Genomic DNA, 25,087 nt, shown 5'->3' with positions numbered 1-25,087 from the left:
GTTTCCGCCTACTGCTCAGGAGAAGACAAATGGCTGCGACCAAATCGAACGACATGACCAAGATGATGCAGGAAATGATGGGTGCATTCCCCGTCGACACCAAGGCGATGCAGGACGCGTTCAAGACGTCGGCGACGCTGAGCGACAAGATGTCGAAAGTGGCGCTGGAAGCCGCCGAGAAGTCGAGCGAAATCTCGTCCAAGTGGACCAAGGACACGCTGGCCAAGTTCGCCGCCGTGACCTCCGTCAAGGAAGAGCCGGCCGACTACGGCAAGGCGATGACCGACTTCGCATCGGCTCAGGCGGAAATGACCTCGGAAGCCATGGCTGCTTTCGCCGAAGTCGCGAAGAAGGTGCAGATGGAAACCGTCGAACTGATGCTGGCCGCCGGCAAGGACATCAGCGAAGACGCTACCGCCGCCGTCAAGAAGGCGACGACCGACATGACCGCGGCGGCCAAGAAGGCCACCACCACGGCGACGGCTGCGGCCAAGTAATTCCGCCACGCGCGGAACGGCCGGTCCGGGGCATCCTCCCTGATCCCGGATCGGACGGTTTGGAACGGAGCGGGCTTTTCGAGCCCGCTCTTTTCTTTTGATCTATGCTGTCCTACTCTGCACTGCGGCGACCCGAGCGGAGGATACCCGGTGGCGGACAACGACAAACCCCTGTTGATCAAGCGGTACGCCAGCCGGCGGCTCTATAACACCGAGACGAGCGATTACGTCACGCTGGAAGATATCGCGGGGTTCATTCGCGCGGGCCGCGAGGTGAAGATCGTCGATCTGAAATCGGGGGACGACCTGACGCGGCAGTATCTGCTTCAGATCGTGGCGGAGCATGAAAGCAAGGGCGAGAGCGTCCTGCCGATCGCGGTGCTGACCGATCTCGTGCGCAGCTACACGACGCAGGCGCAGTCGGTCGTGCCGCAATTCCTCGCCATGTCCTTCGAGATGCTGCGCGACAGCCAGTCGAAGATGATGGAAGGCTTCACCCAGATACCCGGCCCGATGACGGCGATGAACCCGATGAATCCCATGTCGGGGATCGAGGCGATGAAGCGCCAGCAGAAGGCGTTCCTGCAGACGATGGTACCGGGCTGGAAGGGTGACGGGACGGACACCGCCCCGGACGCCCCCGCGCCGAAGACCGAACTGAGCAGCGCCGAACGCGAGGAACTGGACGATATCCGCGCGCAACTGGCCGAGTTGAAGGACAAGATGTCCAAGCTGGGCGAGTGACCGCGGCGCGCGCCCGATGAACGGCTGAGGGCCGCCGATGGCCGATCCGGGCGGGCGCCTTACGCTGTGGATGATCGAGTGTTTCGTGGGGATCGCCGAGACGCGGTCGATTTCCGGGGCGGCGCGCAGGGTGGGCGCCAGCGTGTCGGCCGTGAGCCAGCAATTGAGCAAGCTGGAAGCCGGGCTTGGCACCGTTCTCGTGGACCGGGCGGCCCGGCCCCTGGCGCTGACCCCTGCGGGGGAGACGTTCCTGCGCCGGGCGCAGACCATCCTTGACGAAGCGGCCTTGGCGCGGTCGGACCTGTTGGGGACCGATCTGTCGCACCTGACCCGCGTGCGGCTCGGCATGATCGAGGATTTCGATGCGGACGTGACCCCGCGGCTGCTGACCGACATGGCCGATGCGCTGCGAACCTGCCAGTTCCTGCTGGAAACGGGGCCGACCCATCGTCTTCTGGCGGGGCTGGGCGACCGGGCGCTCGACATGGTGGTGGCTGCCGATACCGCAGCACCCGCCGAGGGGCTGGAAATTCACCCGCTGCTGGTGGAACCCTTCGTCGCCGTGGTGCCGCTGGCGGACGGTGTGCCGCTGGCCACCGATGCGGGGGCGCTGCGGGCGCTGCCCTTCCTGCAATACACCCAGCGGCATCACATGGGCCGGCAGATCGCGGCGCATCTGGCGCGGCAGGATTTCGTCCTGTCGCCCCGGTTCGAGATGGACAGCTACCACGCGATCCTGTCGATGGTGGCCGAAGGCGCGGGGTGGTCGATCCTCACGCCGCTGGGGCTTTTGCGCGCGCACCGGTTCGAATCGCGCGTGGGCGTGGTGCGGCTGCCGGTCGCGCCCTTCGGGCGGGCGCTGTCGCTTTGGGCGCGGCGGGGCGCGCTGGGGGACATGCCCGCCGATACCGCGGCACGGCTGCGCGTGATCCTGGCCGATCTGATCGTGCGGCCCGCGCGGGTGCGTATCCCGTGGCTCGGCGCGGCGATGGCCGTTCTGGGGCAGGACGGTGGGCCAATCCCTGTCTGATCCGGGCGATCAGGTCCCGTAGGCCCGCGGCGCCGTCACGTCCTCCGCCGCCATCAGCAGCGCACCGGCGATCAGGTCGCATTCCGCCGGCGTCAACCGCGCGGGCAGCCGCACGTCGCAGGCCCGCATCAGCATCGCGCGGGTGCGCGGCAGGTCGGGAATGTCACCGAGGAACTGCCAGTTCCAGAAGGCGCGCGCGTTGTCCGTGCTCATCCCGAAGACCTGCACCTTGACGCCGCGCGCGGCGGCTGCGGCGGTGAAGCCACGGGTGGTGTCGTCGTCCATCCCGACCAGATTGAACTGGATCGAGTCGGGCGCGCGGCGTTCCGGGGCGAGCGGCGGGGGCACGTCGAACGCGGGATGGGCGTTCAGTTGCGCCGCGACATGGTCGTGGTTGCGCAGCCCGTCGCGCACCCGCCGGGGCAGCTCGTCGAGTTGCGGGCGCACCAGCGCCGCCGACAGGTTGTTCAGCCGCGTGTTGTAGAGCGGCAGACGGTTCTGCCAGCGCGCGACATGGTCGGTCACACCGGGATGTTTCTTCCAGTTGTGTTCATAGGCGCCCGACATGATGACGGCGCGCGCGAAGATCTCGGGGTCGTCGGTGACCAGCATCCCGCCTTCGCCCGCGTTTAGCAGCTTGTAGGACTGGAACGAAAAGCAGCCCACGCGCCCCAGCGTGCCGATGTTGCGGCCAGCCCATGTCGTGCCCAGCGAATGGGCCGCATCCTCGATCACCGGCAGGCCATGGGCTTCGGCAAGCGCCATGATCGCGTCCATGTCCGAGGTATGCCCGCGCATGTGGCTGATGAGCACCGCGTCCGCGTCCGCGATCTTCGCTTCGAAATCGGCCGTGTCGATGCGGTAGTTTTCACCCACGTCGACCAGCACGGGCACGCAATCGGCATGGACCACCGCCGAGGGCACCGCGCCGAAGGTGAAGGCCGGAATGAGCACCTTCGCCCCGCGCGGCAGATCGAGCGCCTTGAGAGTCAGGAACAGCGCCGCCGAGCAGGACGCCACGGCCAGGGCGTAGCGGCTGCCGAGCAGGGCCGCGAACTCCGCCTCCAAGAGCGCCACCGGGGCGTCCGCGCTCGTGTAGCGGAAGAGATCGCCCGACGACAGAAGGCGGTCGATTTCCGCCCGCGCGGCCTCGGGGATCGGTTCGGCGTCGTAGACATTCGGGAACGGGGTCGCGGTCATTTTCGATTTCCTGAAACGGATGTTTCGAAAACCTGTACACCAAGCCGGGTAACAATTCCACGACACCGTGCGCGTCGGCGCGATTCGTCGAAACGCCCTACGGTCGCGGTCAGATCCCCAGCCGGTCGCGCAGGGCGAACCACGTCATCGCCAGCACCAGAAGCGGGCCGCGCAGCGCCGGGCCGCCGGGAAAGGGCGGGCTGGGCAGGCGGGCCATCACGTCGAAGCGGCCCGCATCGCCCGCGACTGCTTCGGCCATCAACTGCCCCGCCAGCGTCGCCAGCGCCACGCCATGGCCGGAGTACCCGCCCGCGGTGTAGAGTCCCGGTTCCGACCGCGCGAGATAGGGCAGGCGGGAGCGCGTGATCGCCAGCGTGCCGCCCCAGGCATGGGCGATTCCGATGCCGGTCAATTGCGGATAGAGTGCCGCCAGCCGCGGGCGCACCATCGCGGCGATGTCCGCGGGGAAGCGGTAGCCATAGGTCTCCCCCCCGCCGAACACGAGCCGGTCGTCCGCGCTGCGCCGCCAGTAGTTCACCACGAAGCGGTCGTCGGCGACGGCGATGCCGCCCGGAAGCACCTCGGGGAAATCGGTCAGCGGGTCGGTCGCCACGATGAAGTTGTTGATCGGCATGACCCGCGCCGCCGTGGGGCCGTGCAGCCGCCCGAGATAACCGTTGCAGGCGAGAATCACGTGATCCGCCTGCAGCGTGCCCCGCGCGCTGGCCAGTTGCCACCGCGCACTGCGGGTCAGGCCCGTGACCTCCGACCCTTCGTGCAGCACCGCGCCCGCGTCCCGCGCCGCCCGCGCGATCCCAAGGGCGAAGGCCAGCGGGTCGAGATGCCCGGCCCCAAAGTCGATCACTCCGCCCGCGAAGCCCCGTGCGCCGGTGGCCTGCGCCGCCCCAGCGCGGTCGAGCGGTTCGAGCCGGTCATAACCGTAGACCCGCGCAAGGTGATCCGCGTGGTCGCGTTCAGCGCCCGCCGCCCGGTCGCTGCGCGCCAGATGCGCCACGCCGTCGCGCCAGTCGCAAGGGATGGCATGGTCCGCGATGAGCCGTTTGACCAAGGCCTTCGCATCCTCGCCAAGGTCCCAAAGCTGCCGCGCATGATCCGCGCCCAACCGCGCCTCCAGCGTCTGCTGGTCCACGCGCTGGCCTGACCCGACCTGCCCGCCATTGCGCCCGGACGCCCCGAAGCCGATCCGTTGCGCCTCCAGCAGACGCACGGACAGGCCGGCCCGTGCTGCGTGCAGCGCCGCCGACAGGCCGGTATAGCCGCCGCCCACCACGCAGACATCCGCGTGGGTGTCGCCGTCCAGCGGCGGATGGCGCGGCACATCCCCGGCGCGCGCTGCGTAGAGGCTCGGCGGATATTCCCCGGCCCGGTCGTTGGCGTGAAGCAGGTTCATTGCGCGTCAGACGTTCAGCAGCAGGTGCTCGCGTTCCCAGGGCGAGATGACCTGAAGGAATTCGTCGTATTCCTCGCGCTTGACGATCTCGTAGACACGGCTGAAATCCGGCCCCAGCATGTCGCGCAGTCCCTCGGCCGCCGCGAACAGGTCGAGCGCCGAAAACAGGTCGCGCGGGATGTCGCTGCCGCCCGCATAGGCATCGCCCGCCATCATCGCACGGGGCGCCTGCGCCTCGCGCAGGCCCAGAAGCCCGCAGGCCAGCGACGCGGCAATCCCCAGATACGGGTTGCAATCCATCCCCGCGAGCCGGTTTTCCACCCGCCGCGCGGCGGGCGAGGAAATGGGCACGCGGATACCCGTGGTCCGATTGTCGCGCCCCCATTCGAGGTTGATGGGCGCCGCGTGGTCGCGCACGTAGCGGCGGTAGCTGTTCACGTAAGGGGCGAGGATCGCGATGGCCTCGGGCAGGTGGCTTTGCAGCCCGGCGATGAAATGGTGGAAGGCCGGAGTCTCCATCCCGTCCGCGGTGGAAAAGATGTTCTGCCCCGAGGCGCGGTCGAGAACGGAATGGTGGATATGCATGGCCGATCCCGGCTCGTCCTCGATCGGCTTGGCCATGAAGGTGGCGAAACAGTCGTGGCGCAGGGCGGCTTCGCGGATCAGGCGCTTGAAGAAGAACACCTCGTCCGCGAGCTTGACCGGGTCGCCGTGGCGCAGGTTGATCTCCAACTGGCCCGCGCCGCCCTCCTGCGTGATGCCGTCGATCTCGAAGCCCTGTGCTTCGGCGAAATCGTAGATATCATCGATCACGGGTCCGTATTCGTCCACCGCCGACATGGAGTATGCCTGCCGCGCGGCGGCGGGGCGGCCCGAGCGGCCCAGCATCGGTTCGATCGACCGCGCGGGGTCGAGATTGCGGGCGACGAGGTAGAACTCCATCTCCGGGGCCACCACGGGCACCAGCCCCGCGTCGTGATAAAGCTGCACGATCCGGCGCAGCACGTTGCGGGGCGCGAAGGGCACGTCGGTCCCGTCGGGGCGGCGGGCGTCATGAATCACCTGGAGCGTCCAGTCGCCGGTCCATGGGGCGGCGGTTGCTGTCTCCAGATCCGGGGTCAGGATCATGTCCGGTTCGGTGAAGCCCTGCGGTCCCGCGGCTTCCCCCCAACCGCCCGCGATGGTCTGGAAGAAGATCGACTCGGGCAGGTAGAACTTCGCCTGCCGGGCGAATTTGCCCGCGGGCACCGCCTTGCCGCGGGCGATGCCCGGCAGGTCGGAAATGATGCACTCGACCTCGTCGAGCCTGCGGCCTTCGAGGAACCGTTGCGCGGCCTCGGGCACGCGGGTCAGCCAGTCCGCCATCCTATGCCCTCCGGCGCGCTGGCGTGCTGGCGGCAACGTGATCGCCCGGACCTTCCGGGCGCGTCCGTTGGCCGAGTGCCGCTTCTTCGAGGAAGTCGCCAAGCCATGCCGCGACCGGTGTGCAGTCATGGGGCTTGTCGAGAACCGAACGCGCCTGCGCGATGAGATCCTCGTCGAACTCCCCGTCGCGGTCCCGCAGGTCGAGGAACTCGCCCATCAGAGCGGGGTCGAATTCCGGGTGCGGCTGGACGCTCAGCCCCCAGTCGCCATAGCGCAGCGCGGCGATGGGACAGAAATCGTTGCGCCCGATCAGTTCGGCCCCGTCCGGAGCGCGCGTGACCTGGTCCTGGTGGATGGCACTCAGCGCCACTTCGCCGAGCCCGTCGATGGCATAGGTCTGCCGCCCGAATCCCCAGCCCTTCGCGGATTTCTCGACCCGCCCGCCCAGAGCCTGCGCCATGATCTGGTGGCCGAAGCAGATGCCGACCATGGGGATACGTGCGTCGCGGGCAGCGCGGATGAAATCCTCCAGCGGCTGGATGAAGGGCATCGGGTCGTACGCGCCGTAGCGCGATCCGCTCAGCAGCCAGCCGTCGGCGGCATCCGGCCCCTCGGGAAAGGCCATCTCGTGCACCGCCCAGCCGGTGAAACGGCGACCGGGTGCGTCGAGAAGGCGCGCGAAAATATCGCCATAGGTGCCGTGGCGGGCGGCAAGGTCGGGCAGCACCGGCCCGCATTCCAGTATTCCGATATGCATCGGGGCCTCATTGTCGGAGATGCCGCAGGCTAACCCCGCGCGCGGGCCGCGTCCAGCGTCAGACGCGGTCATGGCACAGCCACGCGGCGGCGTCATGCTCCAGCGTGGCGGTGCGGCGTTGTTCCTGCCGCTTCACGCGCACCAGCATGTCGATCAGAAGCTTGGGGAACACGCGGGCCATGCGCGGCGAGGTCTCGAACCGTGCGATCGCCTCGTCCCAGTCCGTGGGCACCTTCAGGATGGCTTGCGCATAGGCATTGCCCATCACGGGCGGGGGCGGGGTCACGTCGTCTTCCACCCCGTTCAGCGCGGCACCAAGGATCGCGGCCAGCACGAGGTAAGGGTTCGTGTCGCCGCCCGGCATCCGGTGTTCCAGCCGCCGTGCGGCCGGATCGCCGCCGGGGATGCGGATCGCCGCCGTGCGGTTCTCGTACCCCCAGGATGCACCGGTTGGGGCGTGGCTGCCGGGCGCGAAACGCGCATAGCTGTTCGCGTGCGGCGCGAAGATCAGCATCGCGCCGGGCATCCCCGATAGGCACCCCGCCACCGCCTGCTTCAGCACGCCGCTGCCCGCCTGAAGCCCGTTGTCGAACACGTTCTGCTTGTGCGCGTCGGTGACGGATACATGCACATGCATCCCGTTGCCGCTGTCCTGGGCAAAGGGCTTGGCGAGGAACGTCGCCGCCATCCCGTGCTTGCGGGCCATTCCGCGGATCAGTGCCTTTGCGAGCCACGTGTCGTCGGCCATCCGCATGGCGGGTCCGTGGTCTAGGGTCAGTTCGAACTGGCCCACCCCCGCCTCGGACGATGCGGTCTGCGCGGGGATGCCCATCGCCTCCGCCCCGGCATAGAGATCGTCGAAGAACCGCGCGAAGGTGTCGAGCGCGTCGATCCCGTTGATGTCCCCGCCACGCAGCGGATGACCCGTGACCGGGTCGCGCACCGTGTCCAGCGTGCCACCCGCCGCGTCCAGCAGCGTGAATTCCAGCTCGGTCGCCGCCGTGACCTTCCAGCCGTGTTTCGCGTACCGCGCCAGCACGCGGGCCAGCGCGTGGCGCGGGCAGCCGTCGAAGGGGCGGCCGTCTTCGGTGAACATCCACATCGGGAACAGCAGGGGCGCTGAGTCGAGCCACGGCATCGGCACCGGCCCGCGTTCGGTCACGCGCACTTGCCCGTCCGTGTCCCCGGACGCAAGAACCAGCGGGCTGCCCTCGATATCCCGCCCCCACAGGTCGAGCGACAGCGCCGACAGCGGCATCCGCTGGCCCGCGAATTCCAGCTTTGCCGCGTGACGGGCGGGCAGGCGCTTGCCGCGCATCTGGCCGTTCAGGTCTGCGCAGGCGGTGCGCAGGCTGGCCGCGTCGATCTCCATCTCAGCGTACCAGTTGCGGGCGGATGCGCAGGCGGGGGCGTGCTGCGGGTGCCAGATGCCGGTTCAGGCGGCGGTTGATGCGCCCGAAGATTGTGATGACGATCACCGTCAGCAGTATGAAGTAGAAGGCGAAGATCGGGTAGGGCACGAACGGGTTGAAGGTCCGGTCCGCGAAATAGCTGGCATAGTAGAGCGCGTCGCCCTGCTGCCGCCACGCCGGGAAGCTGGAAAAGAACACCAGCGCGGTGGCGTGGAACAGGAAGATCGCCTCGTTCGTGTAGCCGGGCCACGCGAGCCTCAGCATCGTGGGAAAGGTGATGCGCCGGAACTTTGTCCAGCCCGCCATGCCGTAAGCGTCCGCGGCTTCGGATTCGCCGCGCGGGATGGATTTCAGCGCGCCGTGGAAGATCTCGGCGGCATAGGCGGAGGTGTTGAAGAACAGCACCAGCAGCGCGCCCGCCCAGGCCCGCGTGACCCAGGACGTTTCGAGCATCAGGCCCAGCGGCAGGGGGATGCCCGTGCGCGGCAGCAGCGTCAGCGCCTCGTAGGCGAGGAAGAACTGGATGAACAGCGGCGAGCCACGGAAGGCGAACACGAACCAGTCGCAGGGCTTGCGGATGGCGGGGGCCGGGTGCGCCTTGCCCATGGCCAGCGCCACGGACAGGAAGAACCCCGCCGCCAGCGCCAGCACGCCGAAATAGACGTTCCAGATCATGCCGGACCCGATCAGGGTGAACTGCTCGCAGAGCGTGATGTCGGCCCGCGGCAGCAGCCGTTCGCCGATCCCGAGCGACCGCAGCCCGTAATCCTGGATGGTCTGCCAGCAGCTCATGCCGCGGCCTTGCGCAGCGCGTCGCCCGCCGCCGTGGCCTGCCCGACCGACAGGCGCCGCATGATCCGCGCGAAGACGGTTTCCGAGGCTTGCGTGAGCGCGAGGTAGAAGACCAGCAGGAACAGGAAATACCACAGCCGCCAGTCGGGATGGGGGTATTCGAAGATGGTGGTCTTGGCGCCGCCCAGCTCGCGCGCCCAGTAGACGATGTCTTCCACCCCCAGCAGGAACAGCAGCGGCGTCGCCTTGACGAGGATCTGCCACAGGTTCGACAGGCCGGGCAGGGCATAGACCCACATCTGCGGCACGAGAATGCGCCAGAACGCTTGCCTGCGCGACATGCCGTATGCCTCGGCGGTTTCCATCTGCGCGCGCGGCACGGCCTGCATCGCGCCGCTGAGGACATTGGCGGCGAAGGCCCCGAAGACGACGGCGAAGGCGACGACGGCGGTGGCAAAGCCATAGGCGTCATGCACCCATGCATCGGCGGTGGACAGGGGCAGCTTGGCCGCGTCGCAGACGACGAAATCGTTGCCGCGCCGGATCGGTTCGGACCAGTCCGGGCAGCGTGCGTGGTGGCGCAGCCATTCCAGCCCCTGGTCGAGTGCTATGGGCACGAACAGGAAGAACGCGATATCCGGGATGCCGCGCACCATCGACGTGTAGCCGACCCCGAACCAGCGCAAGGGCGCGACCCGCGACCGGCTGGCGACCGCGCCGCCGAACCCGAACAGGAGCGCCACGGGCGCCGTGATCGCCAGCAACAGCAGCACCGTCCCGAAGGACGCGTAGAATGCCATGTGCTTGCCATTGGTCAGATAGCACGCGAACCATGGCAGCGTGTCGAGCGTCGCGGGATCGGTGCAAAAGGCGAACACGGGCGGGGATGTCTCGGGTCAGGGGCGGCGCCGGGAGGCAGGTTCCCGGCGCCGCACGGAAGGATCAGAACGTCGCGCTGCCGGGCAGCCATTTCTCGATCAGCGCGTTGAGCGAGCCGTCGTCCTTCATCGACTGGATCGCGGCGTCGAAGGTCGCCTTCAGCTCCGGGTCGCTTTCGCGGATGCCCAGCCCCATGCCGCCGCCGAGCAGGATATCCTCGCCCACGAACATCAGGTCGGGGTCTTCGGCCACGATGGCCTCCAGGAACGCCTTGTCGGCGATGACCGCGTCCACCTCGCCGTTGCGGACGGCGGCGACGGTTTCATCGGGGCTTGCGAATTCCACCAGCGTCGCGCCGATCTCGGTCACGTAGCCCGCCTGGATCGTGCCGGTCTGCGCGGCGATGATCGCGTCGGACAGGTCCAGCCCGTCGATCATCGACGCGACGGCGGACGGGTCGGGGCGGGAATAGGGCTGGGTGAAATCGATCACCTCTTCCCGTTCGGGCGTGATCGACATGCCCGCGATGATCGTGTCGTAGTTGCCGGACACGAGGTTCGGGATGATGCTGTCCCAGTCGTTCGTGACCCATTCGCAGGTCAGTTCCGCCCGCGCGCACAACTCGTCGCCAAGTTCGCGTTCGAATCCGTCGATCTCGCCCGCGTCATTGATGAAGTTGTAGGGCGGGTAGGCGCCTTCGGTGCCCATGCGCACCACGTCCTGGGCCATGGCGGCCCCGGCGGTCAGTGCTGCGAAAGCGGTGGCAAGTGCGAGTGTCTTCATCGTGTTTCCCCTGTTGATGAAAGTGGCCCCGTCAGGCCGGGGCGGAGTGGGACAGGAACTGTTTCAGCCGGGCCGAGCGCGGCGCGCCGAACAGTGCGTCGGGCGGGCCCTCTTCCTCGATCAGGCCTTGGTGCAGGAAGATCACGTGGCTCGACATGTCGGCGGCCATGCGCATGTCATGGGTCACGATCATCATGGTGCGCCCCTCGGCTGCGAGGCCCTTGATGACGCGTACGACCTCCTGCTCCAGTTCCGGGTCGAGCGCAGAGGTCGGTTCGTCGAACAGAAGCGCCTGCGGTTCCATGCAGAGCGCCCGCGCGATGGCCGCGCGCTGCTGCTGGCCGCCCGACAGTTGCGCCGGGTAGACGTCGCACTTGTCGCCGATGCCGACCTTGTCGAGCAGCGCGCGGGCGCGGGATTCGACCGTGGCGCGGTCGTGGCGCAGCACGGTCACCGGGGCCTCCATGACGTTTTCGAGGATCGTCATGTGCGCCCACAGGTTGAATTGCTGGAACACCATGGACAGGTTCGTGCGCACGCGCAGCACCTGTTTCGGGTCGGCGGGGGCGCGGCCATGGCCGGTGCCCTTCCAGCGGATCGGATCCCCGTCGAACAGGATCTCGCCCGACTGGCTGTCTTCGAGCAGGTTGCAGCAGCGCAGGAGCGTGGATTTGCCCGATCCCGACGACCCGATCAGCGACACGACGTTGCCCCGGTCGGCCGTGACCGACACGCCCTTCAGCACCTCGAGCGCGCCATAGGCCTTGTGCAGGTTGCGGATCTCGATGACGGGCGGGGTTTCGGTCACGCGGGCTCCTTGTTCTCGCCGGGGGATTTGGGAAGAAACCGCGGCGCTTTGCAATGCCTTCCGGCGGTGACGCGGCGAAAAAACGGCCAGTCGTGTGAAAATCGGGCAGACATGGCTTGGTCAGACGCGGCAGGTTTCGTGCGCGAAACGCCAACCGGTCCTGTCTGACACAGATCAAGGCGGGGCGCAGCATGGACGGCTATCGCATATCCGTCACTGGGCTTTTGAACTGGAGCATACCCATGCTGCGACTTGCATCCATTCTCTATTCGCTGATCGGCACCACGCTGGCCGGTAGCGCGATCGTTTTCGCGCTTGTGGCTGGCCATGACGATGCGCAGGGTATCATCTGGGCCGCCGTGATCGGCGGACTGGCCGGGTTGCCGGTGGCTTGGCTCGTGGCGCGGCGGCTCTACGACGCCTGATCGGCGGTCGCGTCGAGCCACGCGTTGACCGCGGCTTCGAAATCGCGGGGCTTTTCCGCGTGCAGCCAGTGGTTTGCGCCGGGGATCTTGACGAGCCGGTGGTTCGGGAACAGGCGCCGCATCGCCGGGCGGTGATCGGGCCGGACATAGTCCGACGTGCCGCCGGCGAGGAACAGGGTCGGCTTGTCGAAGGTGGCTTCGGTCTCGGGGAAATCCATGATCGCCGCCATGTCGCGTTCGAGCGCGTCGAGGTTCAGTCGCCAGCGCTTTTCGGCAACGTCCAGCGATTGCAGCAGGAAAGCCCGGATGGCGAGTTCGGGCACCTCGGGCCGCAGGGCGCGGTCGGCGTCTGACCGGGACGTGATGCCATCAAGATCGAGGGCCTTCATCGCCTGAAGATACTTCATCTGGGTATGGGTGTAGGCCACGGGCGCGATGTCGGCGACGATGAGCCGGGCGACCGTTTCGGGCCGGGTCAACGCCAGCCACATCGCTGCCTTGCCGCCCATGGAATGGCCCAGCACGTCCGCCGTGCCGCCATGGGCGTCGATCACCTCGGCCAGATCCCCGGCCATGTCGGCGTAGGTATGGCTCTCTTTCCAATCGCTTGCGCCATGGTTGCGCATGTCGACGGTCAGCACCCGGCGATGTTTGGCAAGGTTCCGGGCGATCACGCCCCAATTGCGCGCCGACCCGAATAGGCCGTGCACGATCAGGAGCGGGCGGACGCTGTCGGGTGCGTCGCCATGGGTGGTGGTGGCCAGCATGATCGGTCCTTCGGTCTGTCGCCCAGCGTTATCCGGGGCGGGCGAGCCGGGGTCAAGGCGGCCCGAAACGACTGTCGGACCCGCATATGACTCGCGTATGACTCTTGTATGACTCGGTGACAGGGCGGGCAGCGATGGCGGTGAAGGGTATCAAGGCGCGCAACGACACGCTGGCGCGGCATCTGGGACGCAAGCTCGACGTGCCGGGTGACGATCTGGCGACGCTGCGGGCGCGGGCGGGGCGGCTGTTGCCGGGGCGGCTGGGCCGGGCGGCGGACGACCTTGTGCTGGCCGAGACGATGGCCGCGCACCCGAAGCTGCGGCATCTGGTGGACCGCGCGCAACTGCGGCGCGAGGCGCGGATGCTGCAGCGGCACGTGCAGGGGATGGACCCGGCAAGGGCACGGCGGGATCGGTTCCTCGGCCAGTTGGCCGGGATCGTGTTCGGGCTGCTGGTGTTCTTCGCCGCGCTGGTCTGGTTCCTTGCGTGGCGGGGCATGATCGGCCCCGGCGCGGGATAGGGCGGTCGGCGCGGTCGAGCCGCGGGGGGAATCGCGCGACCGAATGACCGTGTCTTGCCGTGGCGCGGCGCTGCGGGCACCCCAGTGAGGCGCCGGGTCAAGCCCGGCGCGTCGGGGAATGGGGTGGTGACGTGGATGCGCCCGCGCACCGGCGCGCCGGGCCTGACCCGGCGCCTCCGACCGGTGTCTTTCAGACTTCGGGGTAGATCGGGAAGCGGCCGCAGAGATCCAGCACCTCGGCCTTCACGCGCGCCTCCACATCCGCATCGCCCGCGCCGTCCGACGCTGCGAGCCCGTCCACCACCTGCACGATCCAGTCGGCGATCTGGCGGAACTCCGGCTCACCGAAGCCGCGCGTGGTGCCCGCGGGGGAGCCGAGCCGGATGCCCGAGGTGATTGTCGGCTTTTCCGTGTCGAAGGGGATGCCGTTCTTGTTGCAGGTGATGTGCGCGCGGCCCAGTGCGACCTCGGTCGCGTTGCCCTTCACGCCCTTGGGGCGCAGGTCCACAAGCAGTAGGTGGCTGTCGGTGCCGCCCGTCACGCAGGCGAGCCCGCCCTTGGCCAGTTGGTCGCCCATGGCCTGCGCGTTCTTCACGACCTGGTCGATATAGGTCTTGAACTCGGGGCGCAGCGCCTCGCCGAAGGCGACGGCCTTGGCGGCGATCACGTGCATCAGGGGCCCGCCCTGGATGCCGGGGAAGATGGCGGAGTTGAACTTCTTCGCCAGCGCCTCGTCATCGGTCAGGATCATGCCGCCGCGCGGGCCGCGCAGGGTCTTGTGCGTGGTGGTCGTGGCGACATGGGCGTGCGGGAAGGGCGAGGGATATGCCCCCGTCGCCACCAGCCCGGCGAAATGCGCCATGTCCACCAGCAGGTAGGCGCCGACCATGTCCGCGATCTCGCGGAAGCGCGCGAAGTCGAGGATGCGCGGGATGGCCGACCCACCCGCGATGATCATCGCAGGTTTGTGTTCCTTCGCCAGTGCCTCGATCTGGTCGTAATCGGGCAAGAGGTCGTCCTCGCGCACGCCGTATTGAACCGCGTTGAACCATTTGCCCGATTGGTTGGGCTTGGCACCATGGGTCAGGTGACCGCCCGCATCGAGGCTCATGCCCAGAATGGTGTCGCCCGGCTTCAGCAGTGCCGTGAACACGCCCTGGTTCGCCTGGCTGCCGGAATTGGGCTGCACGTTGGCGAAGCCGCAGCCGAAGAGTTGCTTGGCGCGGTCGATGGCGAGGTTTTCGGCGATGTCGACATACTGGCAGCCGCCGTAATACCGCCGGCCCGGATAGCCTTCGGCATACTTGTTGGTCATGACCGAACCCTGCGCCTGCATCACGGCGCGGGAGACGATGTTTTCCGACGCGATCAGTTCGATCTCGTCGCGCTGGCGGCCGAGTTCGCTGGTGATCGCGGCGAAAAGATCGGCGTCGCGGGTGGCGAGGTCTTCGGTGAAGAAGCCGGTATCGCGGTGCGGTGCGTTCATCGGGTGCAACCCTCCTTGTGGAGAACGTCTGGCGAATGATCCTGTCGGCTGTGTAGTCCACGGGCCGCGACAAAAAAAGGCCCGTAAGGGACGCATCCCGGTTCATTTGCGAAATGCCGTTGGCTTTCAGGGGCTTGTTTTCGCGCGAAGCGGGGGTCATCACTGCGCGGGCAGGCAGGCGGCCAGACAGGCGGCCGGACAGGCGGGACGGCGCGGGACATGAAGAGGATATCGTTTCTGGCGAGCGACTCGCCCGTGGCGCAGGCGGCGCAGCGGGAATTGAAGGCGCTGTACGGCCATGTCGCGCCCGAGGATGCCGAGGTCATCGTGGCGCTGGGCGGCGACGGGTTCATGTTGCAGACCCTGCACGGGACCGAACGTCTGCCGGTGCCGACCTATGGCATGAACCGCGGCACCGTCGGGTTCCTGATGAACGAGTATTCCATCGTCGGGCTGCACCAGCGGCTTGCGGCGGCGGAGGAGACGATCATCAACCCGTTGGCGATGCGGGCGGGCACGATGGATGGCACGATCACGCGGGCGCTGGCGATCAACGAGGTTTCGCTGCTGCGCGCGGGCCCGCAGGCGGCGCGGCTGCGCATCAGCATAGACGGGCGTGAACGGCTGTCTGAACTGGTCTGCGACGGGGCACTGGTGAGCACGCCCGCGGGGTCCACGGCTTATAACTATTCCGCGCATGGGCCGATCCTGCCCATCGGGGCGGAGGCGCTGGCGCTGACGGCGATCGCACCGTTCCGGCCCCGCCGCTGGCGCGGGGCGCTGCTGCCGAAAAAGGCGCGGGTGCGGTTCGACGTGCTGGAGCCGGAGAAACGCCCGGTGATGGCCGATGCCGACAGCCGGTCGGTGCGCGACGTCGTGTGGGTGGAGATCGAGAGCGAGCCGATGGTCGCGCACCGGCTGCTGTTCGATCCCGGCCACGGGCTGGAGGAACGGCTGCTGCGCGAGCAATTCGAGTAGCCGCCGCTTGCCGGGGCCGCGATTCGGGCGCAGGCTCTGCCCCGGTTTGCGGAAGGATCGGGCGTGGCGTCCTACAAGGAACTCGACCTTTATCCCGAGGGCGACGCGCGTCCGGGCCAGAGAGGCTGGATCGCGGCGCATCTGCTTGCGCTGCGCTCGGAACTGGCACGGCAGGTGCTGGACGAGCGGCGGCCCAATTCGCTGATCGTGGGGTCGTGGAACATCCGCCATTTCGACGGCGGGCGCCCGCGACTGGACGAGAGCTATCACTACATCGCCGAGATCGTTGATCATTTCGACATCTGCGCGGTGCAGGAACTGAAGCCCGACCTTGCCCCGGTGCGGCGGCTGGCGGGGCTGCTGGGGCCGAACTGGACCTATTTCGTCACCGACGTGACCGCCGGGGTGCCGGGCAACAGCGAACGGATGGCGATCTTCTACAACACCGACCGGGTGGTGTTCCGCAACCTGATCGGCGAGGTGGTGCTGCCCGCCGATGCGCTGATCGACGGGCGGCAGATCGCGCGCACGCCGTTCTTCGCGGCGTTTCAGGCGTCGTGGTTCCGCTTCACCCTGTGTTCGGCGCATATCCATTTCGGCAGCGAGGCGGCGGCGGACCTGACGCTGCGCGCGCGGGAGGTGGGCACCATCGCCGCGATCCTGGCCGAACGGGCGCGCGCGGCGGACGAGGTCTACGTGCTCTTGGGCGACATGAACATCGAGCATCCCGACGACGACATCATGGCCGCCCTGCGGGCCGAGGGGTTCGATGCGCCGTTGCTGGGGCCGACGAACCTGGGCGGGACGCGGCATTTCGACCAGATCGCGTTTTCCGGCAATCACGACCGCACGCGGATGCTGCGGGCGGGGAGTTTCGACTGGCGCGCGGCGGTCTATCGCGCGGACGAGGTGGCGGATTATCGCGCCGCAGCGGAGGCCGAACGCGGCGAAGCCTATGCCGACTGGGCGGGGTATTATCCGCAATGGTGCACGCACGAAATGTCGGATCACCTGCCCGTCTGGATCGAGCTGGAGATCGATTATTCCGACGACTATCTGCGCCGGTTTATTCCGGGTTAGCATGCGCCGCGGTGCGGCCCCGCCCAAGAGGGCGCAGGCATGGCTTCGAGACGCACAGGGGGCGTGTTCCCAGTGCCGCGCGACGTTCCCGACGCGTCCGGTGCCTGCCGTTGCGTCTGTGGATGCCCCGGCCCATGCAGCGCACGGCGCCGGGGACGGGGACGGGTGGATCAGGCGGTTTCGGTCTTCGATCCGTAGCCGAGGGTCTTCAGCGCCGCCGCGATCTCGTCAAGGATCGCGGGGTCGTCGATGGTGGCGGGCATCTTGAAGTCAGCACCATCCGCGAGCTTGACCATTGTCGCGCGCAGGATCTTGCCCGACCGGGTCTTGGGCAGCCGGTCCACCACCGCGCACAGCTTGAACGCCGCGACAGGGCCGATCTTGTCGCGCACCAGCGTGACGCATTCCTTGACGATGTCGGCATGCGGGCGGTTCACGCCCTTGGTCAGGCAGACGAAGCCCATGGGCAGTTGGCCCTTCAATTCGTCCGCGACGCCGATGACGGCACATTCTGCCACGTCGGGATGGGAGGCGAGCACCTCTTCCATCCCGCCGGTGGACAGGCGGTGACCGGCGACGTTGATGACATCGTCGGTGCGCGCCATGATGTAGAGATACCCGTCTTCGTCCATCATCCCGGCATCGCCAGTCTCGTAATAGCCGGGGAAATGGGTCAGGTAGCTCTTGCGGAAGCGGTCTTCGGCGTTCCACAGGCCCGGCAGGGTGCCCGGCGGCAGGGGCAGGCGGATGGCGATAGCGCCCAGTTCGCCGGGCTTCAGCGCATGCCCGCCCTCGTCGAGGATGCAGACGTCGTAACCGGGCATGGGCACCGAAGGGCTGCCGATCTTGACCGGCAGGTGTTCGATCCCCACCGGGTTGGCGGCGATGGCATAGCCGGTTTCGGTCTGCCACCAGTGGTCGATCACCGGCACACCGAGCATGTCCTGCGCCCAAGTGATCGTGTCGGGGTCCGCCCGTTCGCCCGCAAGGAAGAGCGCGCGCAGGCCCGAGAGGTCGTATTTCTTCAGGAACTCGCCCCTGGGGTCCTCGCGCTTGATCGCGCGGAAGGCGGTGGGGGCGGTGAAGAACACGGAGACCTTGTGCTCCTCGATGACGCGCCAGAATGTGCCCGCGTCGGGCGTGCCCACGGGTTTGCCCTCGAACACGATGGTGGTGCAGCCGTGGATCAGCGGTGCGTAGCAGATGTAGCTGTGCCCGACGACCCAGCCCACGTCGGACGCGGCCCAGAACACCTCGCCCGGTTGAACGGCATAGATGTTGGCCATGGTCCAGTCGAGCGCCACGAGATGCCCGCCCGTGGGCCGGATCACGCCCTTGGGTGCGCCCGTGGTCCCCGAGGTATACAGGATGTAGGCGGGGTGGTTGCCTTCGACCGGCAGGCAGTCTGCCGGTTCCACGCCATACTGGAAGGCGTGCCAATCGACATCCCGACCCTCTTCCAGATGCGCGACTTCCTGTTCGCGCTGGAAGATCACGCAGAAATCGGGCTTGTGGGTGGCCGCGTCGATGGCACCGTCCAGCAACGGCTTGTAATGCACCACGCGGCCCGGTTCGATCCCGCAGCTTGCCGCGATGATGCATTTCGGTTTCGCGTCGTCGATGCGCACTGCAAGTTCGTTGGCCGCGAAGCCGCCAAACACCACCGAATGGATCGCGCCGATGCGTCCGCAGGCGAGCATCGCCTCCAGCGCTTCGGGGACCATGGGCATGTAGATGATGACCCGGTCGCCCTTTTCGACGCCCTTGGCGCGCAAGGCACCCGCAAGGCTGGCCACCCGGTCGCGCAGCTCGTCATAGGTGATTTCGTGCTTGGAGTGCGTCACCGGGCTGTCGTGGATGATGGCGATGCGGTCGCCATGCCCGGCTTCGACATGGCGGTCCACGGCGTTCCAGCAGGTGTTCACCATCCCGTCGGCATACCATTCGAAGAACGGGGCGTTGTCGTCGAAGAGCGCCTTGCTGGGCTTCGTGTGCCAGTCGATCGCGTCCGCCGCCTGCATCCAGAAGGCGTCCGGGTCGGCTTTCCACGCCGCGTATACATCTTTGTATGCCATGGTATTCCTCCGCCAGTTTGCCCGGGTTTACGCTACGGCGCGGGATCCGGGACTGCGCCTTGGGGTCGCGGTTTACGCTAACGGTTCTGCGGTGCAGAAACGGGGTGCTGCGCGGGGCGCGGCCCGGCCACGATGCCCGTGTCGAAGAGCCGCCCGATCTCGCCCGAAGGCAAGCCCGCCACGTCCGCCAGAACGGCCTCGGTATCGGCACCCAGGTCCGGTGCGGGTCGGGGCGGGTCGCGGTCGAGGGCGGAGAACGTGGCGGCGAGGCCCGGCACGGGATAACGCCCGATGCCGGGCTGGTCGATCTCGGCCATCATCGGATTGTCGGGGGACAGGTCCGGGTCTTCGGCCACGGCCTGCGCGAAGCTGCGGAAAACCGACCATGTCAGGCCGGCCCCGTCGAAGAGCGGGGCCACCTGATCCAGCGTGCGGGCGGCGAACCACGGGCGCAGGGTGTCGGTGATCGCGTGGCGGTGGGTCCAGCGCGCGCCTTCCGCCCGCAGGTCGGCACCGAGCCGTGCGGCCAGCGCGTCGAACTCCGCGTCCATGCCGGTGGTCTTCACCAGCACGCGCCATTGCCGGTCGGTCAGCCCGATCACCATGATCCGCCGCCCATCGGCCAGCACGAAATCCTGCCCGTAGGCGCCATACAGGCTGTTGCCTGACTTGGGGCGGTCGGTGCCGTTCACGCAGACCTCCCCGATGATGCCGAGATGGCCGAGCATGGCCGCCGCCACGTCCTTCAGGGTCAGGACGGCCTCCTGCCCTTGCCCGGTGCGCAGGCGGTGGCGTTCGGCGGCCAGCAGGGTGGAGACGGCAAGGTTGCCCGCGATGCAGTCCCATGCGGGCAGGGTGTGCGCGACGGGTTCGGTACTGCCTTCGGGACCGGTGGCAAGGGGGAAGCCAAGGGACGGGTTGACGGAATAGTCCACCGCCGGGTTGCCGTGCCGGTCGCCCAGCAACGTCACCATGATGAGATCCTTGCGGTGCTGGCTGAGCGTCTCGAAGTCCATCCAGTCGCGCACGCGCAGGTTCGTCAGGAACAGGCCCGCGTCGTCGCCGGGGGCCGTGACGATGCGGGTGATCAACTCGCGGCCTTCGGGGGATTTCATGTTCACCGCGACCGACCGCTTGCCCTTGTTCAGCCCCGCCCAGAAGAGCGAGCGCCCGTCGCGGGTGACCGGCCAGCGCTGGGCGTCGAGTCCGCCTTCGAGCCGGTCGAAGCGGATCACGTCCGCGCCCATCTGCGCCAGCGTCATCCCTGCGAGCGGCACCGCCACGAAGGCCGAGCCTTCGACGACCCGCATCCCCGACAGGATCCCCATCAGGACCACGCCGCCGTGGCCTGCATCCCCTGGTGCCCCGCGGGGGCGGCGGTGCAAAGCGCCAGCGTGCCGTCGGGCTTGTCCACGCCGATCAGGCGCAGGTCGTGGTGGTCGAACATCGGGTACAGCCCGCGGAACTGGAAGCTGTCGGGCGGGCTGCCCCGATGGGCGGTGGCCGCGGCCATCAGGAGCGTGGCCTGAAGCGGACCGTGCACGACGAGGCCGGGATAGTGTTCGACCCCGGTGGCGTAGGCACGGTCGTAATGGATGCGATGGGCGTTGAAGGTCGCCGCCGAGTAGCGGAACAGCAGCGGCGCGGTCACGGGCAGGGTGCGCTCAAAGGCCGGGGCCTCTGGGGCCGGGATCGCCTTCGGCGGGCGGAATTCGGGCGGGATCTGCAGGTAGACGATGGTCTGGTCTTCCTCGATCGCCGGGCCTGCGGCCCCGTCGATCCTGTGGCGCAGGGTGACGAAGGCCATGGGGCCGCCGGCGGTGTCCTTGTGGTCCACCGACGCGATTTCGGACAGGCGTGTCAGGCGCTCGCCCACGTGGATCGGCCGGAGGAAGCGCAGGCTGCCACCGGCCCACATGCGCCGGTTCAGGCCGAGATCGGGGAGGAAATCGCCGAGCTTCGGGTGCCCGTCGGGGCCGAGGTCCTCCATGGGTGCCGCAGGTGGAAAGGCCGCCCAGTGCCACAGCTTCGGGACAGGCGCGCCATCCGGCAGGGTGCCGACCGTCCAGCCGGGCACCAGCGTCGCGCCCAGCATGTCGGCCTGTGCCGAGGTGACCGCGCCATGGCGCGCCTTTTGCCGCCCGACAGCGCCGTGGGCCTGTTCCGGCCTGTCCTTCGGCATCATGGCTCCCCCCATATGCGAATATGTAATCCGCCTAGGCAGGCATCGCGCGCCCCTGTTTGTCAATGCGCGATGCCGGTCGGGGAGGTGTCAGCCGTATTCCGCGACCGGCGTGCCGGCAATGGCGGCGATGTTCAGCAAGCCCCGCGCCGTGACGCCCGGCGTGGTGATATGGGCGCGGTTGCCCATGCCCATGAGGATCGGCCCGACCTCGAGCCCGCCCGCCCGCGCCTTGAGCGTGTTGCGCACCGCCGACGCCGCGTCGGAATTGGCGAAGACCAGCCCGTTGGCCGCGCCGGAGAACCGGCTGTGCGGAAAGACCCGTTCGCGCAGGGCCGGGGTCAGGGCCGTATCCACGTTCATCTCCCCCTCATAGGCGAAATCGCGCGGCGCGCTGTCGAGAATGGCCAGCGCGGCGCGCATGGTCCGCCCCGAGCGGGTGTCGAGATTGCCGAATTCCGACGACGAGCACAGCGCGATGGCCGGTTCCACCCCGAAGCGGCGCATGTGCCGCGCGCAACCGATGACGGCGTCGGCCAGTTGCTGGGGCGTGGGTTCGGCGTTCACATGGGTGTCGGCGATGAAGAGCGGCCCGCCTTCGCCGATCACCAGCGACAGTGCCCCCACCGGGTGCAGCGTGTCGGTCCCGAGGATCTGGGTGACGTAGTTCAGGTGCCACAGGTATTGGCCGAAGGTGCCGCAGATCATGCTGTCCGCTTCCTCGCGGTGGACCATGATCGCGCCGATGGCGGTGGTGTTCGTGCGCATGATCGCACGGGCGAGGTCCGGGGTCACGCCGTGGCGTTCGCGCAGGCCGAGATAGGTTTCCCAGTAGTCGCGGTAGCGCGGGTCGTTTTCCGGGTTCACCACCTCGAAATCCGTGTCGGGGCGGATGGCAAGGCCCGCGCGTTCGCAGCGGGTTGCAATCACGTCGGGCCGGCCGATCAGGATCGGGGTCTCGGTCGTTTCCTCCATGACGGCATTGGCGGCGCGCAGGACGCGTTCGTCCTCGCCCTCGGCAAAGACGATGCGGCGGCTGGATTTGGCCGCGGCCTGGAACACCGGGCGCATGATGAGCGCGGACTTGAACACCGACCCGTCGAGATCGGCCTTGTATTTCACCAGATCGTCGATGGGCCGTTCGGCGACGCCGCTTTCCATCGCCGCACGCGCCACGGCGGAGGCGACGACACCCATCAGGCGCGGGTCGAACGGTTTGGGGATCAGGTAATCCGCCCCGAAGGTCAGCTGTTCGCCCTGGTAGGCCGCCGCGGCCTCGGCGCTGGTGGTCGCGCGGGCGAGCGCGGCGATGCCTTCGACGCAGCCGATCTGCATGGCGTCGTTGATCTCCGTCGCACCCACGTCGAGCGCGCCGCGAAAGATGAATGGAAAGCACAGGACGTTGTTGACCTGGTTGGGAAAGTCCGACCGGCCCGTGGCGATGATCGCGTCCGGGGCCACGGCGCGGGCGTCGGTCGGCATGATCTCGGGCCGGGGGTTCGCCAGCGCGAAGATGATCGGGCGCGCAGTCATCTTCGCCACCATCTCGGGCTTGAGCACGCCGGGGCCCGACAGGCCGAGGAACAGGTCCGCGCCCTCGATCACGTCGTCCAGCGTGCGCTTGTCGGACGGTTGCGCGAAGGCGGCCTTTTGCGGGTTCATGTCCACTTCGCGGCCTTCGTAGACCAGCCCGTGGATGTCGCACAGCCAGATGTTCTCGCGCTTCACGCCCAGCTTGACCAGCATGTTCAGGCAGGCGATGCCCGCCGCCCCCCCGCCGGTGGACACGATGCGGATATCCTCGAAATTCTTTCCGGCCACGCGCAGCGCGTTGGTCGCGGCGGCGCCAACGACGATGGCCGTGCCGTGCTGGTCGTCGTGGAACACGGGGATGTTCATCCGTTCGCGGCAGATCTGTTCGACGATGAAGCAGTCGGGGGCCTTGATGTCTTCGAGGTTGATGGCACCGAAGGACGGTTCGAGCGCGCAGACGATATCGGCCATGCGTTCCGGATCGGTCGCGTCCAGTTCGATGTCGAAGCAGTCGATATTGGCGAACTTCTTGAACAGGACCGCCTTGCCCTCCATCACCGGCTTGGATGCCAGCGGCCCGATATTGCCGAGCCCCAGCACCGCCGAGCCGTTGGTGACGACCGCGACGAGGTTGCCGCGGGCGGTGTAGCGGCGCGCGGCGGTGGGGTCGGCGGCGATTTCGGTGCAGGCTTCGGCCACGCCGGGCGAATAGGCGCGCGCAAGGTCGCGCCCGTTGGCGAGCGGCTTCGTGGCGCGGATCTCCAGCTTACCGGGACGGGGGAATTCATGGTAGTAGAGCGCCTCGTCGCGCAGGCTGTCGCCGGTGTCGGTGGTCATGGGTCCGCTCCCTGTCAATCGTGCCATGGTCGTAGCCGAACAAAGGGGCCAAGACCATGCCCAAGCGGCAGGAGCAGTTTCAAACGCGGGCGTGCAAAGCGCCGGTCTTGCAAAGGGCCGGGGCGCGCCGCAGGGTGGGGCGGTTCTGGTCAGGGAGTGTCACATGGATCTCGTCGCCGCCGCCCGTGGGGTCATGACCCGCGCCTATGCCCCCTATTCCCGGTTCCAGGTGGGGGCGGCCATCATGGGCGCCGGCGGAGCCGTGCACCTAGGATGCAACGTGGAGAACGCCGCCTATCCCGAAGGCACCTGTGCCGAGGCGGGCGCCATCGCCGCCATGGTCGCGGCAGGCGAGACGCGCATCATGGCCGTGGCGCTGATCGCCGACACGCCGCGCCCGTTGACCCCTTGCGGCGGCTGCCGCCAGAAGCTGGCCGAGTTCGCGTCGGCGGATACGCCGGTCACGCTCGCCAGCGTTTCGGGCGCGCGGCAGGAAACGACCGTGGGCGCGCTGTTGCCCGGCGCCTTCGCCGCCGATGACATGGACCCGGGGCCGGGTCCGGCCATGGGTGCGGATGCCGCGGGCGAAGGCGGCGGGGATGGCTGACGCCGCGGCCCAGGACATGCGCGACCTGCGCGCGATCCTGTCGCGGCTGCGCCACGGCACGGCCCCCGATGGCGATGCGCTGGCGCTGCTGGCGCGCGGGCTGGCCGATGGCACGGTCAGCGATGCGCAGGCCGGCGCGCTGGCCATGGGGCTGTGCCATGTCGGGCTGGACGATGCGCGCACCGTCGCGCTGACGCGGGCGATGCGTGACAGCGGGCGGGTGTTGCGCTGGGACCTGCCGGGACCGGTGCTCGACAAGCATTCCACGGGCGGCGTGGGGGATGCGACCTCGCTCATCGTGGCGCCGGTACTGGCGGCACTCGGGGCCTATGCGCCGATGCTGTCCGGCCGGGGGCTGGGGCACACGGGCGGGACGCTCGACAAGCTCGAAGCGATCCCCGGCGTGGAGACGGTCGTGACGGAGGCGCGCCTGCGGGCCATCGTGGCCGATGTGGGCTGCGCCATCGTGGGGGCGAGCGCCGAGATCGCCCCTGCTGACCGGCGGCTTTACGCCATCCGCGACGTGACCGGGACGGTGGATAGCGTGCCGCTCATCACCGCGTCGATCCTGTCCAAGAAGCTCGCGGGCGGGGCGGATGCGCTGGTGCTCGACGTGAAGGGCGGCTCGGGTGCCTTCATGCGGACGCGGGCAGAGGCTGAAGGGCTCGCCCGGCGGCTTGTCACGACGGCGCAGGGGGCTGGCATGGCGTCTCGCGCCGTCATCACCGACATGAACCAGCCGCTGGCCGATGCGGTGGGTAACGCGCTGGAGGTGGCGGCGGTGCTGGACGTGCTGCGCGATCCGCGCCCTGACGACCGGCTTTGCGCGCTGTCGCTGGCACTGGCGGGGGAGGCGCTGGCGTTGGGCGGGCTGGCGGACAGCGCGGAGGCGGGCGCGCGCGCCGCGCTGGCGGCGCT

24 protein-coding genes are annotated in these 25,087 nt (G+C 68.2%); 9 read left to right on the top strand and 15 right to left on the bottom strand.

The window, feature by feature from the left end; translation table 11 throughout:
* The first annotated feature begins 53 nt into the window (after positions 1-53).
* From DDE13_RS11750 to DDE13_RS11740, 3 genes are all read left to right on the top strand, one after another.
* Positions 54-497 (top strand): phasin, PhaP, encoded by a 444-nt coding sequence (locus DDE13_RS11750; RefSeq protein WP_111404419.1) that lies wholly within the window; start codon positions 54-56, stop codon positions 495-497.
* Between the two features lie 150 nt (positions 498-647).
* The gene (phaR, locus tag DDE13_RS11745) at positions 648-1,241 is read left to right on the top strand and encodes a polyhydroxyalkanoate synthesis repressor PhaR (RefSeq protein WP_111404374.1); all 594 of its coding nucleotides are present in this window, start codon (positions 648-650) and stop codon (positions 1,239-1,241) included.
* A gap of 37 nt (positions 1,242-1,278) precedes the next feature.
* Positions 1,279-2,271, top strand: a complete 993-nt coding sequence (locus DDE13_RS11740) for a LysR family transcriptional regulator (RefSeq protein ID WP_111404372.1) — start codon at positions 1,279-1,281, stop codon at positions 2,269-2,271.
* Positions 2,272-2,280: 9 nt separating this feature from the next.
* Here the strand turns inward: DDE13_RS11740 and DDE13_RS11735 are convergent, their stop codons facing one another.
* The 9 genes from DDE13_RS11735 to DDE13_RS11695 form a co-directional block, all read right to left on the bottom strand.
* On the bottom strand, positions 2,281-3,471 hold the full coding sequence (locus tag DDE13_RS11735) for a DegT/DnrJ/EryC1/StrS family aminotransferase (protein WP_111404370.1): 1,191 nt from the start codon (positions 3,469-3,471) through the stop codon (positions 2,281-2,283).
* A gap of 109 nt (positions 3,472-3,580) precedes the next feature.
* Positions 3,581-4,882 carry an NAD(P)/FAD-dependent oxidoreductase gene (locus tag DDE13_RS11730; RefSeq protein WP_111404368.1) on the bottom strand — a complete coding sequence of 434 codons (1,302 nt, stop codon included), beginning with the start codon at positions 4,880-4,882 and terminating at the stop codon, positions 3,581-3,583.
* 6 nt (positions 4,883-4,888) lie between these two features.
* On the bottom strand, positions 4,889-6,247 hold the full coding sequence (locus DDE13_RS11725; protein WP_111404366.1) for a glutamine synthetase family protein: 1,359 nt from the start codon (positions 6,245-6,247) through the stop codon (positions 4,889-4,891).
* 1 nt (position 6,248) lies between these two features.
* Positions 6,249-7,004: a type 1 glutamine amidotransferase gene (locus DDE13_RS11720; RefSeq protein WP_111404364.1), complete on the bottom strand. Its 756-nt coding sequence runs from the start codon at positions 7,002-7,004 to the stop codon at positions 6,249-6,251.
* Positions 7,005-7,062: 58 nt separating this feature from the next.
* The gene (locus DDE13_RS11715; protein ID WP_222626083.1) at positions 7,063-8,376 is read right to left on the bottom strand and encodes a glutamine synthetase family protein; all 1,314 of its coding nucleotides are present in this window, start codon (positions 8,374-8,376) and stop codon (positions 7,063-7,065) included.
* Between the two features lies 1 nt (position 8,377).
* Positions 8,378-9,208: an ABC transporter permease gene (locus DDE13_RS11710; protein ID WP_111404362.1), complete on the bottom strand. Its 831-nt coding sequence runs from the start codon at positions 9,206-9,208 to the stop codon at positions 8,378-8,380.
* Positions 9,205-10,086, bottom strand: coding sequence for an ABC transporter permease (locus DDE13_RS11705; RefSeq protein WP_111404360.1), 882 nt, complete (start codon positions 10,084-10,086; stop codon positions 9,205-9,207). The genes DDE13_RS11710 and DDE13_RS11705 overlap by 4 nt, the downstream gene beginning before the upstream one ends.
* A 64-nt stretch (positions 10,087-10,150) precedes the next feature.
* The gene (locus DDE13_RS11700; RefSeq protein WP_111404357.1) at positions 10,151-10,870 is read right to left on the bottom strand and encodes a transporter substrate-binding domain-containing protein; all 720 of its coding nucleotides are present in this window, start codon (positions 10,868-10,870) and stop codon (positions 10,151-10,153) included.
* 31 nt (positions 10,871-10,901) lie between these two features.
* A complete protein-coding gene (locus DDE13_RS11695; RefSeq protein ID WP_111404354.1) occupies positions 10,902-11,678 on the bottom strand; it encodes an ABC transporter ATP-binding protein in 777 nt (258 codons plus the stop codon).
* Between the two features lie 242 nt (positions 11,679-11,920).
* Here DDE13_RS11695 and DDE13_RS11690 point away from each other — a divergent pair, with 242 nt between their 5' ends.
* On the top strand, positions 11,921-12,103 hold the full coding sequence (locus DDE13_RS11690) for a hypothetical protein (RefSeq protein ID WP_111404352.1): 183 nt from the start codon (positions 11,921-11,923) through the stop codon (positions 12,101-12,103).
* Here the strand turns inward: DDE13_RS11690 and DDE13_RS11685 are convergent.
* Positions 12,091-12,870: an alpha/beta fold hydrolase gene (locus DDE13_RS11685; RefSeq protein ID WP_111404350.1), complete on the bottom strand. Its 780-nt coding sequence runs from the start codon at positions 12,868-12,870 to the stop codon at positions 12,091-12,093. The genes DDE13_RS11690 and DDE13_RS11685 overlap by 13 nt on opposite strands.
* A gap of 134 nt (positions 12,871-13,004) precedes the next feature.
* Here DDE13_RS11685 and DDE13_RS11680 point away from each other — a divergent pair, with 134 nt between their 5' ends.
* Positions 13,005-13,391 carry a hypothetical protein gene (locus tag DDE13_RS11680; protein ID WP_111404348.1) on the top strand — a complete coding sequence of 129 codons (387 nt, stop codon included), beginning with the start codon at positions 13,005-13,007 and terminating at the stop codon, positions 13,389-13,391.
* 190 nt (positions 13,392-13,581) lie between these two features.
* Here the strand turns inward: DDE13_RS11680 and glyA are convergent, their stop codons facing one another.
* Positions 13,582-14,877 carry a serine hydroxymethyltransferase gene (gene glyA / locus DDE13_RS11675; RefSeq protein WP_111404346.1) on the bottom strand — a complete coding sequence of 432 codons (1,296 nt, stop codon included), beginning with the start codon at positions 14,875-14,877 and terminating at the stop codon, positions 13,582-13,584.
* Positions 14,878-15,096: 219 nt separating this feature from the next.
* Between glyA and DDE13_RS11670 the strand changes: the two genes are divergently transcribed.
* Both DDE13_RS11670 and DDE13_RS11665 read left to right on the top strand, forming a co-directional pair.
* Complete coding sequence (locus DDE13_RS11670) at positions 15,097-15,855, top strand: NAD kinase (RefSeq protein WP_111404344.1); 759 nt, start codon at positions 15,097-15,099, stop codon at positions 15,853-15,855.
* 63 nt (positions 15,856-15,918) lie between these two features.
* The gene (locus tag DDE13_RS11665) at positions 15,919-16,935 is read left to right on the top strand and encodes an endonuclease/exonuclease/phosphatase family protein (RefSeq protein WP_111404342.1); all 1,017 of its coding nucleotides are present in this window, start codon (positions 15,919-15,921) and stop codon (positions 16,933-16,935) included.
* 170 nt (positions 16,936-17,105) lie between these two features.
* Here DDE13_RS11665 and prpE read toward each other — a convergent pair whose 3' ends face one another.
* From prpE to DDE13_RS11645, 4 genes are all read right to left on the bottom strand, one after another.
* Complete coding sequence (prpE, locus tag DDE13_RS11660) at positions 17,106-19,010, bottom strand: propionate-CoA ligase PrpE (protein WP_111404340.1); 1,905 nt, start codon at positions 19,008-19,010, stop codon at positions 17,106-17,108.
* A 77-nt stretch (positions 19,011-19,087) separates the two neighbouring features.
* Positions 19,088-20,341, bottom strand: a complete 1,254-nt coding sequence (locus tag DDE13_RS11655; RefSeq protein ID WP_111404415.1) for a CoA transferase — start codon at positions 20,339-20,341, stop codon at positions 19,088-19,090.
* The gene (locus DDE13_RS11650) at positions 20,338-21,192 is read right to left on the bottom strand and encodes an FAS1-like dehydratase domain-containing protein (protein WP_111404413.1); all 855 of its coding nucleotides are present in this window, start codon (positions 21,190-21,192) and stop codon (positions 20,338-20,340) included. The genes DDE13_RS11655 and DDE13_RS11650 overlap by 4 nt, the downstream gene beginning before the upstream one ends.
* A 90-nt stretch (positions 21,193-21,282) precedes the next feature.
* Complete coding sequence (locus tag DDE13_RS11645) at positions 21,283-23,562, bottom strand: NADP-dependent malic enzyme (RefSeq protein ID WP_111404337.1); 2,280 nt, start codon at positions 23,560-23,562, stop codon at positions 21,283-21,285.
* Between the two features lie 163 nt (positions 23,563-23,725).
* Between DDE13_RS11645 and DDE13_RS11640 the strand changes: the two genes are divergently transcribed.
* Complete coding sequence (locus DDE13_RS11640) at positions 23,726-24,169, top strand: cytidine deaminase (protein WP_111404335.1); 444 nt, start codon at positions 23,726-23,728, stop codon at positions 24,167-24,169.
* On the top strand, positions 24,162-25,087 hold a 926-nt coding region (locus tag DDE13_RS11635; protein WP_235868678.1), incomplete at its 3' end, for a thymidine phosphorylase. The genes DDE13_RS11640 and DDE13_RS11635, both read left to right, overlap by 8 nt.

Origin of the sequence: Meridianimarinicoccus zhengii, from assembly GCF_003254465.1 — a bacterium.
GTDB lineage: Bacteria > Pseudomonadota > Alphaproteobacteria > Rhodobacterales > Rhodobacteraceae > Meridianimarinicoccus > Meridianimarinicoccus zhengii.
The sequence above is the reverse complement of the archived record's forward strand: the minus strand, read 5'-3'. Positions and strand labels throughout refer to the sequence as shown.

Coding starts and splice junctions, on each gene's coding strand:
- DDE13_RS11720 (WP_111404364.1), bottom strand. CDS start 7,004: ATGCATATCGGAATACTGGAATGCGGGCCGGTGCTGCCCGACCTTGCC.
- DDE13_RS11650 (WP_111404413.1), bottom strand. CDS start 21,192: ATGCCGAAGGACAGGCCGGAACAGGCCCACGGCGCTGTCGGGCGGCAA.
- DDE13_RS11740 (WP_111404372.1), top strand. CDS start 1,279: ATGGCCGATCCGGGCGGGCGCCTTACGCTGTGGATGATCGAGTGTTTC.
- DDE13_RS11690 (WP_111404352.1), top strand. CDS start 11,921: ATGCTGCGACTTGCATCCATTCTCTATTCGCTGATCGGCACCACGCTG.
- DDE13_RS11700 (WP_111404357.1), bottom strand. CDS start 10,870: ATGAAGACACTCGCACTTGCCACCGCTTTCGCAGCACTGACCGCCGGG.
- DDE13_RS11670 (WP_111404344.1), top strand. CDS start 15,097: ATGAAGAGGATATCGTTTCTGGCGAGCGACTCGCCCGTGGCGCAGGCG.
- DDE13_RS11640 (WP_111404335.1), top strand. CDS start 23,726: ATGGATCTCGTCGCCGCCGCCCGTGGGGTCATGACCCGCGCCTATGCC.
- DDE13_RS11710 (WP_111404362.1), bottom strand. CDS start 9,208: ATGAGCTGCTGGCAGACCATCCAGGATTACGGGCTGCGGTCGCTCGGG.
- DDE13_RS11685 (WP_111404350.1), bottom strand. CDS start 12,870: ATGCTGGCCACCACCACCCATGGCGACGCACCCGACAGCGTCCGCCCG.
- DDE13_RS11750 (WP_111404419.1), top strand. CDS start 54: ATGACCAAGATGATGCAGGAAATGATGGGTGCATTCCCCGTCGACACC.
- prpE (WP_111404340.1), bottom strand. CDS start 19,010: ATGGCATACAAAGATGTATACGCGGCGTGGAAAGCCGACCCGGACGCC.
- DDE13_RS11725 (WP_111404366.1), bottom strand. CDS start 6,247: ATGGCGGACTGGCTGACCCGCGTGCCCGAGGCCGCGCAACGGTTCCTC.
- glyA (WP_111404346.1), bottom strand. CDS start 14,877: ATGAACGCACCGCACCGCGATACCGGCTTCTTCACCGAAGACCTCGCC.
- DDE13_RS11680 (WP_111404348.1), top strand. CDS start 13,005: ATGGCGGTGAAGGGTATCAAGGCGCGCAACGACACGCTGGCGCGGCAT.
- DDE13_RS11730 (WP_111404368.1), bottom strand. CDS start 4,882: ATGAACCTGCTTCACGCCAACGACCGGGCCGGGGAATATCCGCCGAGC.
- DDE13_RS11715 (WP_222626083.1), bottom strand. CDS start 8,376: ATGGAGATCGACGCGGCCAGCCTGCGCACCGCCTGCGCAGACCTGAAC.
- DDE13_RS11735 (WP_111404370.1), bottom strand. CDS start 3,471: ATGACCGCGACCCCGTTCCCGAATGTCTACGACGCCGAACCGATCCCC.
- DDE13_RS11645 (WP_111404337.1), bottom strand. CDS start 23,562: ATGACCACCGACACCGGCGACAGCCTGCGCGACGAGGCGCTCTACTAC.